Annotated in this window: 12 protein-coding genes; 10 read left to right on the top strand and 2 right to left on the bottom strand. The window is 60.6% G+C overall.

Features of this window, described 5'->3' with window-relative positions; translation table 11 throughout:
- Positions 1-181 precede the first annotated feature (181 nt).
- From EOC83_RS21130 to EOC83_RS21110, 5 genes are all read left to right on the top strand, one after another.
- Positions 182-952, top strand: a complete 771-nt coding sequence (locus tag EOC83_RS21130) for a hypothetical protein (protein ID WP_013530426.1) — start codon at positions 182-184, stop codon at positions 950-952.
- A gap of 38 nt (positions 953-990) precedes the next feature.
- Entirely contained in the window at positions 991-1689 is a 699-nt protein-coding gene (locus tag EOC83_RS21125; RefSeq protein WP_013530425.1) for a TIGR00730 family Rossman fold protein, read from the top strand.
- 138 nt (positions 1690-1827) lie between these two features.
- A complete protein-coding gene (locus EOC83_RS21120) occupies positions 1828-2703 on the top strand; it encodes a DMT family transporter (protein ID WP_244514330.1) in 876 nt (291 codons plus the stop codon).
- 136 nt (positions 2704-2839) lie between these two features.
- On the top strand, positions 2840-4507 hold the full coding sequence (locus tag EOC83_RS21115; protein ID WP_063168713.1) for a peroxidase family protein: 1668 nt from the start codon (positions 2840-2842) through the stop codon (positions 4505-4507).
- A gap of 54 nt (positions 4508-4561) precedes the next feature.
- Positions 4562-4963, top strand: a complete 402-nt coding sequence (locus EOC83_RS21110) for a hypothetical protein (RefSeq protein ID WP_013530422.1) — start codon at positions 4562-4564, stop codon at positions 4961-4963.
- A gap of 35 nt (positions 4964-4998) precedes the next feature.
- Here the strand turns inward: EOC83_RS21110 and EOC83_RS21105 are convergent, their stop codons facing one another.
- Positions 4999-6909, bottom strand: coding sequence for a hypothetical protein (locus tag EOC83_RS21105; RefSeq protein ID WP_063168714.1), 1911 nt, complete (start codon positions 6907-6909; stop codon positions 4999-5001).
- Between the two features lie 164 nt (positions 6910-7073).
- On the opposite strand from EOC83_RS21105, the gene EOC83_RS21100 reads away from it, so the two are divergent.
- The gene (locus tag EOC83_RS21100) at positions 7074-8471 is read left to right on the top strand and encodes a YcaO-like family protein (protein WP_127325977.1); all 1398 of its coding nucleotides are present in this window, start codon (positions 7074-7076) and stop codon (positions 8469-8471) included.
- Positions 8472-8871: 400 nt separating this feature from the next.
- Here the strand turns inward: EOC83_RS21100 and EOC83_RS21095 are convergent, their stop codons facing one another.
- Positions 8872-9789, bottom strand: coding sequence for a LysR substrate-binding domain-containing protein (locus EOC83_RS21095; protein ID WP_013530419.1), 918 nt, complete (start codon positions 9787-9789; stop codon positions 8872-8874).
- A gap of 122 nt (positions 9790-9911) precedes the next feature.
- Between EOC83_RS21095 and EOC83_RS21090 the strand changes: the two genes are divergently transcribed.
- From EOC83_RS21090 to EOC83_RS21075, 4 genes are read left to right on the top strand one after another with little or no spacing between them, the layout of a single operon-like run.
- Entirely contained in the window at positions 9912-10952 is a 1041-nt protein-coding gene (locus EOC83_RS21090) for an aromatic ring-hydroxylating dioxygenase subunit alpha (RefSeq protein ID WP_013530418.1), read from the top strand.
- Entirely contained in the window at positions 10949-12076 is a 1128-nt protein-coding gene (locus EOC83_RS21085) for a 2Fe-2S iron-sulfur cluster-binding protein (RefSeq protein ID WP_063168716.1), read from the top strand. Before EOC83_RS21090 ends, EOC83_RS21085 begins: the two co-directional genes overlap by 4 nt.
- 42 nt (positions 12077-12118) lie before the next feature.
- On the top strand, positions 12119-13240 hold the full coding sequence (locus tag EOC83_RS21080) for an aminotransferase class I/II-fold pyridoxal phosphate-dependent enzyme (protein WP_082826519.1): 1122 nt from the start codon (positions 12119-12121) through the stop codon (positions 13238-13240).
- Complete coding sequence (locus EOC83_RS21075; RefSeq protein WP_063168717.1) at positions 13237-14763, top strand: FAD-binding oxidoreductase; 1527 nt, start codon at positions 13237-13239, stop codon at positions 14761-14763. The genes EOC83_RS21080 and EOC83_RS21075 overlap by 4 nt, the downstream gene beginning before the upstream one ends.
- The last annotated feature ends 19 nt before the right edge of the window (positions 14764-14782 follow it).

The raw sequence follows: 14782 nt of genomic DNA, 5'->3' as shown, positions 1-14782 counted from the left end.
ACACAGAAGCTCGCCGCGGGATAAGGCTGGCCGAGGCAATTGAGAGAAGTAGATCAACCGTCACCTTGCAGGAACCGCCAATGCGATCTGCCTGTTAGCCTGGACGGACCCATTCCAGCGCAATTCACGTTGAGATCACGCGGAGCACTGCAAAGCATGCGTCATAAGGGAGGAACCCGACATGACGCTCAACATCAATAAGCCGCTGCGTGTAGCCCCAGTCGAAATTTCAGCTCGCGAAACAGCCTCATCCTTCACGGTTCGGTCTCCGCGCCTCCTTGCTTGGCGCAGCGCGTTAACGGCACGGATGTCTGGCCCTGGGGGAGCCTACAATGTCGGCAACCTCATTGGTCTTTGTCAGGGGATTACGGCGCAGATTCTCGTATCCGGCGATCTGAACCAACTCCTCTGGACAGGCGCGCCGGCCGCCATCAGCCATTATTTGACGGGCAATTTCGCTGCGATCGCAATGACCTCGGCGACGGCGATCTTCTTCGCCAGCGGCGAGATCTACCATCGCGCCTGGAACGGACGTCTCAAGCCTAGGGAAAATCTCAACCGCCTGGGTGATTTCCTGTCCGGCGTTGGTGCCGGTTGCCTTGGCCTGGCCCTGTTTGAACTTGGCCATCCGTTGCTGGCGTTGACATCGGGCCTGCTTCATTCCGTTGGAAAATTCGGCAGTGCTTGCCACCGACCCGGTGTCCGGATCCTCAACTTGTCGGAATACGGCCCCGACCCGTTTCGCGTCATGGTCCTTCTCAGCCGGCTGCCGGCCCTCATCGCCGCCGGGACAGAACTCTGTGCATCGCTGTTCAAATTCGAAGTCGAACAGCCACAGCATTGGTCTACGCCCGCCAGCCTTCTCGTTTGTTACCTGCTCTGGTCCTGGGCTGACCTGCTTCTGTTCCGATCGAGCCAACCTCGCGCAGCCCGCGATCATTCCGCCGGCTGATCAAGCTTCGCTATTCCAACCTCATTTGGAGAGACACCATGTTTGGATCATCATCCGACAATTCCGCAGAACAGATCGGCCGCTCCTATCCCTTGCAGCGACGCATCGGCACGATCTGCGTTTTCGGCGGCGCCATGCTTGGCAACGATCCCGACCACGCCCGTTGCGCCACCATCCTTGGCGAGACGATAGCCGCAGCAGGTATTCGCCTGGTCTATGGCGGTGGCTGTGATGGCCTGATGGGCCAGGTGGCTATTGCCGCAGCAGAAGGGGGTGGAACCGTGATCGCGATCACCCCGCAGTTCCTGATCGAGCGGATGAGAATGCTATTATCGGGATGCCAGACGATTTCAGTTCCCGACATGAGTATCCGCAAACAGCTCATGTTTGACTACGCGGATGCATTTGTAGCCTTGCCTGGCGGCATCGGAACCGTTGAGGAACTGACCGAGGTCATGACGCTTCGCAAGCTGGAAAGGCACTGCAAGCCGCTGGTCCTGGCGAATTTCAAAGGCTTCTGGTCACCACTTCTCGGCGTCTTCGAGAGCATGTCCGAGGCTGGCTTCATGAACTCGTCAACTCGATGCACGCAAATGGTTTCGGCAACCCCGGAGGCCATCCTTCCGCTTCTTCAGCGCAGCGTCAGTTTCGAGCAGAACGAACCGCCAACGCCCGTCCTGCTGCCCACCATCCCCGTCTTGCGCAGATCACATATATCGAGTGCTGGCCCCGGATAGATCGCGAACCAAAAGACGCGTTCTTCCGCGCAACACCAGCCACCTCGACGATGACGGGGTCCGTCGGCCCCGATCATCGCTTTCAAACCCGATCACAAACCGTTGGAGCCATTGCCCGCTGTGGTGATGCGATCAATCATGTCCAGATTCAAGGCAAATTCCTTGCTAATGCTTGCTGCGCTCATTTGGGGAGTGGGCAATGTGTCCCACAAGACCATACTGGCCCACCTCGATCCCATGGCGGTTGTTTTCCTGACCAGCGTGATCGCCGGACTGGTGACGTTGCCATTCGCGGTGCGGGAGCGCGACCCCGAAACCAACACCGGCTGGTTTCCAAGTGTGGCGAGAGTGGTTCTGCTTTTTGCTCTCGGCTGTGTGGTCCAGCAATTGTCCTATGTCAGCACGACGGTGACGAACTCGAGCCTCCTTATCAGCGCTTCCACTGTTATCACGCCGATCGCCGCATGGCTGATCATGAGGGAGCGTCCAAGTGCACTGATCCTATTCGTCGCAATTCTGACGGTCGTGGGATCGGCTCTCCTGGCGGGCGGCTTCAATGGTTCGGCAACCGCCGGCGACGCTTTCGCCGTCCTGACTGCAATCTGTTTTGCAGTATGGACGGTCGAACTCGGGCGGCATGTGCAGGCACATGGCCATCCCTTCGCGACGGCGGCCGCACAGTTCATCGGCACGGCCGTTGCCACGCTACCTTTCGCCCTGCAGGGCACAATGACATTTCAGGCAATTATGGCAGCATGGCCAGAACTCATCACGCTTGGTGTGTTCTCGACCGCTGTCGGCTTTTGCCTGCAGACTTCTGCACAGCGCTACACCACTTCGTCCCATGCGGCGGTGATTTGCAGCGGAGAGGGTGTGTTCGCCGCCATTTCCGCTGCCGCTCTGCTTGGTGAACGGCTTTCGCCCGACGGGCTTCTGGGTGCGGGCGTCATTCTGTCCTGTGTGCTGTTCACCGCCGTCTCGGCGGGCCCGAAGCTCGATCCGTCAGTGTCATGATCGCCTCGGCAATGTCGCTCTGCTCTGGGGCCGCGCCATTCAGACCACCGACGGGCAAGTCTGTTTCTACTCCCGGATTCATGCCAAGCTACTCGCCTGGCCGCATTCATCCTTCTGGAAAACGAGGTCTACTTCGATGCTCCACGGCGAAACGTCCTCCTTCGAAGCCGCCAACATACCGAACCGGTCAAACCAGAATTCAGACGACGGCCTCAACGACAAGCCGACCTTGAGAGGCATCAGGCTCTTCCCGTCCCTGGCGGACATGCCGATCGCCTTGTTTGACGCAACCGAAGACGAGAGCGCCATCGACCGCACCAAGGCGGGCTTGCTGGACATCACGGCGGAAATGGTCGGCCCGACCGATGGACTTGAAGGCAGTGATCTCAGCCCTACACCAGCCGGCTTTACCTATTTCGGTCAATTCGTGTTCCATGACATCGTCTTCAGCCAAATATTCGGATTGCCCAAGCCGACAGGCAAAACCCATCATTTGAAGAACGCGTCCTCGCAAGGCCTTGACCTTTCGGGGCTCTATGGGCGGGGGCCAATCGTCGACGCCCATCTCTACGATGTTGCGGATGGGGCGGACCTGTCGGCTTGCCGCTTTCCGATCGGCTTGCCTTGCATGAAAGGCAGTATGCTTCCGGTCGACGGTAAGACCATGCAAGGCCGTGATTTGCCGCGCATCGACTTCTCGGGCAAGTTTATCAGTGTCGAGGGTCGGCGATCGCCTTATCGGCCCTTGGTGGCGGATCCGCGAAACGACGACAATCTTGTCCTGTCGCAACTGCTCTGCACACTCATGGGCATCCACAACAGGATCGTGGATCTGCTGCTTGGCATCGGCACCGACCCAGCAGAAGCTTACAAGCGTGCCAGGATCTATCTGACCTCGGTTTACCGCACTGTGATCATCAACGACTATCTGAGAAAAGTTCTGGCTCCGGAAATATGGGACCATTTTTTCGCCAGTGACGATTTTCTTGGCGCCGGAGTCTCGGCACTTGAGACTTTCAATGCGCTGCCTTTGGAATTCACCTTCGGTGCGTCGCGCTTTGCCCACGCCATGGTCCGGCAGTTCTATGTCGTGAACGACAGGTCGGTCGAAGAACCAGCCAATCTGCGCAAAATGCTGTCCTTTTCCAGCCTGCGCCCGGGTGGGGAGATTCCAATACCCGAGAACTGGATTGTCGACTGGAACCGGTTTGCCTCAGCCGACCCCCCGTCGAAAGCTCAAAGTGCCCGGCGCATAGGACCATTCCTGTCGAAAGAACTGACGATTGCCGGCCTGAGTGCGGAATTGAACGGCACAGTCCGGCCGGTTGCCTTCATGGATTGCTGGCGCTGTTACGACCTTGGTTTGCCATCCGGGCAGGACGTGGCCGGTGCGGTGAAGACCGCCCTGGGCGACAACAGTATCGATGTGCCGGTCCTGACGGGCAATGACATGCTTCCCACGGCCGCCTGCGCCAAACGTTACGTCTACAACGCCGGCCGACTTCGGGCCGCTTTGCAACGGTACCCGGAGTTCCTGAGGCAAACACCTCTCTCCTACTATATCATCCAGGAGGCGTCCGTTCTTGGTAATGACGGCAGCCATCTTGGCCCAGTTGGCTCCTATGTGGTGGCCGCCACGATCGCATCCGCACTGTTCAAGGCTGCCGATACGGATATCACCTCTCGCAGGCTCATTCCGGACGTAGAGCCAAAAACGCTGGCAGGACTGCTCGATCTCAATGATACTGCGAAGGTATCGGATGAAGTGCTTGGCGGCCTGCTCGGCAGTCAGGGTTTTCAATAGCGCTGATAACGGCAGCGCTACAGTGCTCAATCTGGTTTAGCGGGGAAAGTGGACATGGTGAAGTTCAAAGATGTGCAGTTCGAGGCGCTTGGCGAATTCATCCGAGACCTGATCAAGGATCCGGCCAAGCAAGCGATCTTCAGAAGTGGAGATCAGGAGGCGATGAAGGACCTGCTGCGTGGGTTCATGACGCCCAGGGACAAAACCTGGGAGGAGATCACCATCCAACCATACTTCGACCAAGACCTGATCGTGAACATCGCCTTTCCCTTCACCGGCGACGTCGAGCAAACGATCGCCACCATTGCGCCGGCGGATGGACCCGGTGAGGACTATACATTTCCCGATCACTACAATCTCGACCCGAACGCCGGCCCGCCCGATCAAATAAAGAAAAACCGTTTGAGCGCATATCATAAGCGCCTCGGCGACTACGTGATGTCACGCTGCAAGTGAAACCCGGCGCAATTGCGAGCAACGGTTCGGCCGTGTCAGCCCGACTGGGCTGCCAATTCGATGCCACGGGCCAGCTTCTCCTGATCGACTGGTAACCGGATCGGAAAAGCGGTCTTGAACCACTCCACGGCGACAGCGCGGTCAAGCCTACCCGGCCCTTGCCACGCCGCCGTTAGGTTGCGTAGAAAACGTCTGAACTCATCCCCGGCCTCGCGGTTGCGTTTCAGCAACGCAAGTGCCGCCGCCGACCAGCCGTGGATGTCGGCGAACAGTTGATCGCTCTTGACCGCAGCGGCCACGCACCCCTCCAGATCATTGGCGAGAAAGGCAATGGTCGCCTGGTAGCCATGATAGTGAGCGTCGGGCATGGGATTGAGGTCGAAACTGCGCTTCGAAAGCTCCGATGCCCGTTGATGATCACCCATGAAGGAGCTGGCCAGCGCGTAGGCGATCAACGTCGCGGGGTTCCCGGCATTTTGCTCATGTGCAAGGCTGAAGTGAAAATCGGCCAGCTCCCAGCGTCGCGCCAGAAGGTGGCTCCAGGCCAGATTTACCTGGTTGCGGTGGTCGAATGGGTCGAGCAGGACCGAACGCTTGGCCAGTTCGAATGCGCGCTTTAGATCCTGCTCGATCGACGATGCACCCGGAACGACGATCCAACGCGAGTTGAGCACCGCAGCGAGGCTGGAATAAGCGCAGGACAGATCGGGATCAAGCCGGATGGCTTCCTCGTAGCGGGCGATGGCAGCTTCTTCGGTGTCCTTTCGCCACATGATCGAAAGCCGCTGTCCGTCCAGCCAGCAATCATAGGCCGAGAAATGGTTCGGGGAAGCTTGCGATATGCGATGCAGCCTGGCACTGGACAAGGCAATCTGCAGGCGCGCGGAAAAGCGTGCGCAAACTTCATTGAAGGCCGAGCGCCAGGAAGACGGATCCGACGGAACGGTGAGAACGAAGGCTTCTCCTTCTTGCAGGAAATCATAGCAGGTAATTTGGAACACTGCTGGTCCATCCGTGTCGATCAGACGGATGAGGACGCCGATATCCACGTGTTCGCCTGCCGCCTGATGCATCTGATCCAGTGAGAATTCACCGGCTTGCAACTCCGTTGACACGGCTGTCCAATGCCTAAATCGGGAAATCGAAGCCAGAAGCTCTGTCGCCAAGGCAAATTGCAGGTGCTCGTTCTCTGCTTCGCGCCTGGCAATGATGATGGCGATTGTCGGCTTCCCTGGGATGCGGCTGTCGTGATCGCTTTGCGCAAGGTCGGGGTCAGCCGCCCGCTTTTCACCGTCGTTGCCCGGCTTGAGCGCCTCTAGAAGGTGGAGGATTTCTGCCGGTGGTCGCAGATCCATGTCCGCTTTGAGTTCGGCCGCGTAGCGGTCGAAGAACGCTAGGGCGCGGGCATAACCGCTTTCCTCACAGACCCTCCGAATGGTCTCCACCACGGCATCGTCGAAAAACGGATCAAGTTGCAGGATGCACGCAGCGATGGATTTGCGCTGTCTCGGGTCTGTCTCGGCCGCCAGCCAGGCTGCGAGCCGTGTCACCAGCCTGTCGGTTATCATCGTCGACTGCATTCTCAGCCAGTTGTCGAAGACAGGATCGCAATCGTCCAACCCGGCGCAAAGTCCATCCCTGGCTTTGGCCAGCAGGAGCAGCGCACCGTCATAATTGCGGTCGTCGAGCGCACGTTCAAGCTCATCGATGTCGGAACGGATTGCAGTCGGATCGATTCCCAGGACGAGCTTGTCGACCGCGAGGTAATTAAGCCTGGTCTCGCTTGCCAGGCGTCGGAGATCCTTTATGCACTGGCGCAGTGATCCGCGCGCATGCTCCTCGTCCTGCTCGCTCCAAAGCAATGCCGCCAGTCGCCCGCGCGTCTCGCGTGACCTGCCGCTCAGTAACAGATAGGCGAGAATCGCGCAGGCCTTCCGCTTGCCCAACGAGAACGTCTCCGAGCCCTTGCGAAGCTCGAAACCGCCGATTAGCCTAATCGCCAGACCGTCTGTGGAAATTGTCAACTCCGCCGGCTATCGTCTCGGTCGCCAACGGGCGCCACCGCTTACCCTACGTAAACAGCAGAAGCCAAGATATTGAAAGAGCCAACATGCTGTTGCGCGGGTCGCATTGGACAACGCTTGCTCTGCTGATGCATCACGGCCGGCCGATGACGGTGAACCAAGACGACCCGACCTGGGACCGCCAGTCGAGTGAAGATGATTTGGATGTTTTGGAGAATCTGGCTGCGACCCTTGTCGCTGCGCCCGAGAATGGGCTGCCCCTTTTGCACTTCGCGACACGGCACGACATTGGCGTTGAAGTGTTCGATGTTCCGGGTGGATTCCTGGCTATGTCCAACATTGCTCCATTCGAAGGGAATGAGAAACGATTCACGGCAAGTGGCAAAGGCTTTGATGCCGGCACGGCCGTGCTGTCTTGCCTCGGAGAGGCCGCGGAGATTTCCAGCTGGGCCTGCAGAGCCGAAGACGTCACGGCGTCAGCACGCATCGGCTCTCCAGGCGATGGAATGAGGATCGATGCGATTCAGGTATTGGGCTTTTCGCTGGAACAGATCCGACATCGCGATCGGCTCAACAGAATGTGGCGTGGCTGGGACAGTATCCCTTCAACGGATCATCTGAACAATCCCCAGCTATGGGCGTCCGTTCGCAGCTTCCATGACGATAGGGTCGCGCTTTGTCCGGCGTTTCTCTGCTATGGCCGCTTTGGTGACGTCGCATATGGCGATTGCAGCTTGAACGTCGACACCAATGGTTGCGCCGCTGGCACAACGCGGGCGGATGCAAGAACCCGCGCCTTGCTTGAACTCGTCGAACGAGACGCCACAGGGATATGGTGGCACCGAGGCTCCCTGAGAAAGCGGCTGGATATCGCGCGGCTTGATGACCAAGGCTTGGCGTCTCACATCCAGCAGCATCGCCAAGAAACGGGACGCAGGCTCTGGCTTCTCGATATCTCGTCCTTCCGCACGGCCATTGTGACGGCGGCGATCAGCTGCGAAGACAGTGGCGAGCATATGGCGGCGGGGTTCGGGTGCAGCTTCGATATGGTTGCTGCCGCCCGGTCCGCGTTTTTGGAATTGATACAATCCGAAGCTGCAATGCAGGCCCATGCCGAAAGGGCAGAACGGCCCCGTAATAAAACGATGAGCGATGACGATTGTCGGATGACCCGCTGGAAGCGTTTCGCTGACGTGCGCAACTTTCGTTTCGCCATCGGCAAGCCTGCCGACGGCCTGGAAAGCGCTGGCGAAAGCAACGTCACCGACCTGCTGAATGAAATCGGCGAAGTTTGTGGTTCGCAGGTCTGGTTCGCCGATCTTTCGCGATCCGAGATTGGTATCCCCGTTGCAAAGGCGATCTGCGAGGGATTATCCCATTTCAAAGCGCGCTGGGGCTGCCACCGAAACGCCGCACCTTCCATCGCAAGTGATTCGAGCAAAACAGCAGGCCGCCTCTCGCAGGCCAGAAAACTTTTGATCTAATTGTTACAGGCAATGACGACACGGGCACGTTGGAGACCCGTCGCCGGTTACAGGACGCTGATGAGGAAGCCGGCGTTACGATTGTGGGCGGGGCCAGGACTTCGTGTACGTCGGAATTTGCTCAAGCAGGGGCTCCGAGTTCGCCGGGATCTCGTACAGCAGGGAAGTTGAGTGAACCCCTGTTGACTTGAGGGCGCGAACGCTGCTGTTTTGGGTCGCAAAGCCGCCCGACGGCTAGCGGTGCAAGAAGGGCGAAAAAAGCGGACTTTTGTCGAGATATCTAGGGCAAACTGAAGCAATCCGTGGGACCGCACACCGCCGACCAATGTCTGGATCTCTTAAGACGCTGGTGCGCGCGAACTCGGCAGATGCAAACTTGTGTCTCCAGATCGGTGTTCGGCTATCCGGCTAAGGTTGCGCCCAGTCGCTTGGAAATCGAAACAATCCAGGCTCGCAGCTCAGGACCAAAAGGCTTCTCAAGAATGGCCCGATCCCAAGCCAAAAAATAAGGTTCCGGCAGCCTGATCCGCTTGTCGAACGGGGCGACGAGCCTGCCCGACGCGATATCGTCGGCAGCCATCGACAGTTGCGCCAGCACAAAGCCCCTTCCGTTGGCCGCCGCATCGATCGCCGCGCTCGACAGGGAAAAGGCCACTTCGCCGGATGTTCTGCGGTGCACCGCGCCGATGCTTGCGGCCCATTCCGCCCATGTCGGCGGCGAGCGGTGATCGCGGGCCCATTCGATGCTGAGAAGCGGCAGATCGAGAATATCGGCGGGCTTGCCGACCGGATGTTTCGCCAGCAGCGTCGGCGAGCAGGCCGGCACCACCCAGTCGGTGAACAGTTCGGTGTAGTGCTCGAAATCACGATATTTCGTGCCGTACGAAATACGGAAGTCAACTTGTTCGGCGCCCAGCCTTGGCTCCGTCTCGGCGCCCACCAGCCGCACGGTCGCGCCGGGGTGGTCGACCTGCCAATCCAGGAGCTGCGGGCCGATCCATTTGCTGGCCAACGACGGCAGGCAGGAGATGGTCAAAGTGTCCGCGGACCGGGCCTGTTCGATGAGATCCTGGGCGTCGCGAATGTGTTCGAAGCCGACGGCAACCGCTGCGTGGTAAACGCGGCCCAGCGCGGTGAGGGCGACACTCCTGCCGCGCCGTTCCAAAAGCCGCGCCTCCAGCGCGTCTTCGGCCTTGCGGATCTGCTGGCTGACCGCGCCGACGGAGACGCCGAGTTCGTTGGCGGCCGCCGTCACACTGCCACGCCTGCCGAAAGCCTCGAAGGCCTGTATCGCACGCAGTGGGGGCGTCTTCTTCACCTGGGCAACAATCCTGGGGTCAGCTTGATTTAGTTTTTCTAAAATAGAACACAGATGCAAGCCCTATGTCGTCCCAGGCCCGCAAGATATTCGTTTAGGCGTCACAAGCTCGGGAGGACGCCATGTTTCTTCGAAACTGCTGGTACGTTGCCGCATGGGACCATGAGGTCGCCGACAGGCTGGTGCCGACCCGGATACTTGGCGAGGACATTGTCCTCTACCGCCGGACCGATGGCGTGGTGGCGGCGCTCGAGGATGCCTGTCCCCACCGCAAGCTGCCGCTGTCCATGGGCCGCATCAAGGGCGACACTGTCGAATGCGGCTATCACGGGCTGACCTTCGACAGCACCGGAACCTGTACGCGCGTGCCCGGTGCTGAAAAGATACCGCATGTGGCATGCGTTCGTTCCTATCCGATCGCCGAACGTTACGGGCTGCTGTGGATATGGATGGGCGAAGCGGCAAAGGCCGACCCCGCGCTGATTTTCGCGGTCGACCACTGGGGCGATCCGGCATGGGGCGTCAATCGCGGCGAGTCCATGGCGCTCGATTGCAACTACCTCTACATGACCGACAACCTGCTCGACCCCTCGCATGTGTCTTGGGTCCACCAGTCCTCCTTCGGCGGCGTTCAGGCGATGGAGGATGCGCCACTCGAAACCACCGTAGGCGCGGACGGCGTGACCGTGTGGCGCTGGGTGGTCGATGCCGCGCCGGCGCCCTTCTATGCGCCTTTCCTCAAATTCTCAGGCAATTGCGACCGCAAGCAGCACTACGAAGTGCGCTACCCCTCCAACGCCATCATCAAGGCGATCTTCGTGCCGGCCCGCACCGGCGGCGAGGGCAAGCCGCTGCACGAGGACGTGTTCCTCATGGACAGCTACAACTTCATGACGCCGGTCGATGAGAACCAGACGAAATATTACTGGTTCCAGATGCGCAATTTCGCCCCCGACGATTTGGAGGTTTCCCGCCAGTTCGCCACCTCTGTGCGCGGCGCCTTCGACGAGGACCGCACCGTGCTCAATGCCGTGCACAAGGGCATGGCAAACAAGCGCACGCCCAATCTCGATCTGAAGATAGATGTCGGACCGCTGCGCTTTCGCCGGAACCTGGCCAAGCTGATCGCCAGCGAGAGCCAGCAATTGGCAGCTGCCGAATGAATGCATTCACCGCTCGCGACACCATCGCAAGAAGCGGATTTCGCGACCTGAAATTGGTCGCGAAGGTGCGCGAAAGCGCCCTCATCACTTCATTCCATCTCGAGCCGGTCGATCCACAGGACTGGCGCGACTTCCAGCCGGGCCAGTTCCTGGTGTTCCGGATTCCGGTAGCGCGGGAGGCCGCCGGCGAAAGGGGATATGTGCTGCGCAACTACAGTATCTCCTGTTCCCCAGACAGCGCTTCCTATCGGATCAGTGTGAAGCGTGAGGCAGCACCCGGGCCGGGGCTTCCCGATGGGATAAGCTCGTGCTTCCTGCATGACCGTATCGACGTCGGTGATGTGCTTCAGGCGGAAGGGCCGCGCGGCGATTTCGTGCTCGACAAGGCCAGCAACCGTCCAGTCGTGCTGCTCAGCGGCGGCGTCGGGCTGACGCCGATGGTGTCGATGCTGCATGCGTTGGCTTCGTTGCCGGACCGCCGTGCCGTCTTCATTCACGCCTGCGACAACGGCGATGTGCATGCCTTGCGCGATGAGGTGACCGACCTGGTCTCGACCCGTCCCGGCCTGACCGCACACTTCTGCTACCGGCTCCCGTCCGAGCGCGACAAGGCCGAGCAGCGCTTTCATAGCGAAGGCATGATTTCGCGGGACGTGCTGCAGCGTTTGCTGCCGATCGATGACTATGATTTCTACCTCTGTGGCCCGCCGCCGTTCATGCAGGCGATCTACGTCATGCTGCGCGAGCTTGGCGCGCCAAGGTATCGCATTGCCTACGAATTCTTCGGCCCGGCGACGGTGCTTGAGCCCGATGCAGTGCGAGTTCCCGCGGTTCCAGCGCAGCCGGCAAGGATCGAGCCGGCCGGGGAAGCGACAACCGTGGAATTTCGGAAGTCGGGCCTGACGGCCGTCTGGGATGGCTCGGCCGTATCGTTGCTCGACTTCGCCGAGAACCAAGGTCTGTTGCCGGAATTCAGCTGCCGGGCCGGCATCTGCGGCACATGCAAGTCGCGGCTGATCTCGGGCGACATCGCCTATTTCGAGGAACCGCTGGACGAGCTTGGAAGCAGCGAAGTGCTGTTGTGCTGCTCCAAGCCGCGCGGATCAGTCGTCCTCGATATTTGACAAGATTGCCGCGCGTGGGCGCGGGGAAACGGAAGTCGGGATTTGGAACAGTCGGTCAAACCAGCGTCGAGCCTGCCGCTCAATCCGCATATCGCCGCCTTGCCGCCCTACAATGCCGGCATGAACATCGCGATGGCGCGGGCGCTGAGTGGCCGCAACGATGTCGCCCGGCTGGCCAGCAACGAGAACCCGGATGGGTGTTCTCCCGCCGTCATGGCCGCATTGGCCTCCTCATCCTTCGAGCCATGGCGCTATGCCGATCCGGCCTGCACGGCGCTGCGGGCGGCGCTTGGCGAAAAACTGGCGATCGATCCTGGCATGATCGTTGCCGGCAATGGTTCCGAGGAGATGATCGCCGCCATCTCGCGCGCCGTCCTGGTGCCGGGCGCCTCGGTCGTCACCACGGTGCCGAGCTTCGGGCTGCATGAGATAGAGCCGCTGGCTGCCGGTGCCGATGTCGTCAAGATTGCGATGAAACCCGAGATGGGGTTCGATCTTGCCGCGCTCGAAGCGGCGATCGCCGTTGGGCCACGGATCGTTTTCATATCCTCGCCGTGGAATCCGGTCGGGCCGGGTCTCGACCACGCTGGCCTGCGACGGCTGATCGGCGCCGTGCGACCCGGCACGCTTCTTGTCCTGGACGAGGCCTATTTCGAATTCGCCGATCCCGGCGCGCCCGACGGCATCGAGGTCCTGCGCAACAGCAGCATCGACCATGTCGTGCTGCGCACATTTTCGAAGGCTTATGGCCTGGCGGGGCTGCGCGTTGGCTATGCCGTTTGTTCGGGCTTCGAACTGGCAAGAGTGATCGCGGCCGCCAAGACGCCGTTCAACGTCAATGCGGCAGCACAGGTCGCCGCTATTGCGGCACTGGCCGACGAAAGCTGGATGAAGGCGTCGGCGGGCCGCGTCAGAGCCGAGCGCGTGCGCACCGCCGCCGCACTTACGGGCCTTGGTTTCCGGGTTGCCCAGTCGCAGACAAACTTCCTGTTCTTCGACTGCAAGGGCGACAGCTCCAGCGTTGCCGCCGGTCTCCTGAAGCAGGGGATCATCGTCAAGGCGTGGCGCGAAGCCGGCTACGAGCACTATCTGCGCGCCACCATCGGCTTGCCGGCCGACAACGACCGGCTGATCACGGCGCTTCAGGGATTGGCTGGGCGATGAGCGGCCACGCGTCTCCCAGGCAAACGAACTGGATCGAGCAAGCGGTGCCGTTGTCGGTTGTCGACGCGATCCGCCATGTCGTTGGCGCCTCGAATGTGCGGATCGGTGATGATGCCGGGGCGATCGACCTTGGTTCGAACGGGACGGATTGCGCCGCCGGCATCGTCGTTGCGCCTTCATCGACCGGCGAGGTCGCCGCGGTGGTGCGCATCTGCAGTCAAAATGAGATTCCGATCGTGCCGCAGGGCGGGCGGACCGGCCTGGTCGGCGGAAGTGTCTCGCGGCCGGGCGAGATCGTTCTTTCCCTGGCACGCATGAACCGGATCGAGCGGCTCGATCCCGTCGAGCGCGTGGCGATCGTCGGTGCCGGTGTTACGCTCGAAGCTTTGCAGTCTGCCGCATTTGAGCACCGCCTGGAGCCCGGTATCGATCTTGCCGCGCGCGGTTCGGCGACGATCGGCGGCATGGTTTCCACGAATGCGGGTGGCGTGATGGCCTTTCGCAACGGGGTCATGCGCCACCGCGTCCTTGGCCTGGAGGCCGTGCTGGCCGATGGATCGGTCTATTCCGATCTGACGCGGGTGGTGAAGAATTCCGCCGGCTACGATCTGAAGCATCTCTTCATCGGTGCGGAGGGCACGCTTGGCATCGTGACCCGCGTGGTCGTCAAGCTCGACCCTTCGCCCCGAGCCACCGCCACCGCGCTTTTCGGGCTGCCGTCTGTCGAAGCGGCGCTGCAAGTCATTCGTCTGGCGCTTGAATCGGATGCGGGACATTTGCGCGCGGCGGAGGCGATGTGGACCTCGTATTTCAGCCTGGCCGCAGCCGCGCATGAATGGTCCGAACCGAGCGTGCCGCTCGACCAGCCGCTGTTCCTGCTGCTGTCGCTTGGCGGCGCGCGCGAAGAGGCGCTGCGCGAAGATTTCGAGCGGATCTATTCGGAAGTGATGGAGCGCTATCCTGAAGCCACCGGCATCATTGCCGGCTCGCGGCGGCAAGAGGAAGACCTGTGGCGGTTGCGCGAGGACACCGGCGTGCTCTATCGCGCCCATCCCCAAGCGCCTTCCTTCGACGTGTCGGTGCCTCTGTCGGAAATTCCGGCCTATCTCGACAGAATCCTGCCCCGGCTCGCAGCGATCGAACCGGGTCTGGCGCCCTATGTCTTCGGTCACCTGGCCGATGGAAACCTGCATATCATCCTCAACCGTCAGGGTCCGCTGGCGCCTGACGTAGCGGAGGCTGCCGAGAGCGTCCTGTACCAACAACTGCGGGAGATTGGCGGTTCTTTTTCCGCCGAGCACGGTGTTGGGTCCAAGCGCATCCATTCGCTGCTGGCGACGGTTGACCCGACGAAGCTCGCCGCGATGGAGCGGGTGAAACGAGCGCTGGACGATCAGTCGATCATGAACCCCGACAAGGTGCTTCCCTCCGACGCCTGGTTTGTCCGGTCCTCCAGGCCGCTCCTTTCCGGCAATGAGCGCCGATTGCCACCTCAGAACACGAGCCATCACAACGATGAATAGCCCCACGGTGGAACGACAG

It is taken from the genome of Mesorhizobium sp. Primo-A, assembly GCF_003997175.1.
Taxonomy (GTDB): domain Bacteria; phylum Pseudomonadota; class Alphaproteobacteria; order Rhizobiales; family Rhizobiaceae; genus Mesorhizobium; species Mesorhizobium ciceri.
Note: the sequence above shows the minus strand (reverse complement) of the source record. Positions and strands in the feature narration are given on the sequence as shown.